The 404-nt window shown below is 64.6% G+C and carries 1 protein-coding gene; it reads left to right on the top strand.

Annotated elements, in window-relative coordinates; translation table 11 throughout:
• Positions 1–404: phosphatase PAP2 family protein (locus EN852_RS35665; protein WP_135879665.1), on the top strand; the 404-nt coding region annotated here is incomplete at both ends.

Below are 404 nucleotides of genomic sequence, written 5' to 3'. Positions count from 1 at the left end.
CTGATCACCACCGCGACGGTCATATATCTGCTTTTGATCCGCAGGCGAGGCACTGCGCTTCTCATCTTCGTTGCCGTGGCGGGCGGCCAGCTTCTGTCGAGCCTGCTGAAAGTCGGCGTCGACCGGCCACGTCCGGAACTGGTTTCGCATCTGGTCAACGAGACCTCGCTCTCCTTTCCGAGCGGCCATGCCATGCTGTCGGCGGTGACCTATCTCACGCTCGGTTCGCTGGCGGCACGCTTCCTGCCGGGCCGGACCACCAAGGTCTACGTGTTGTTCCTGGCGGTGCTGACGACGGTGCTGGTCGGCGTCAGCCGCGTCTATCTGGGCGTCCACTGGCCGTCCGATGTGCTGGCGGGCTGGTGTGCAGGCTTCGCCTGGGCGATGCTATGCTGGTTGGTGGC

Source organism: Mesorhizobium sp. M2E.F.Ca.ET.209.01.1.1, from assembly GCF_004010375.2.
Classification (GTDB): domain Bacteria; phylum Pseudomonadota; class Alphaproteobacteria; order Rhizobiales; family Rhizobiaceae; genus Mesorhizobium.
This window is presented reverse-complemented; position numbering and strand designations above follow the sequence as displayed.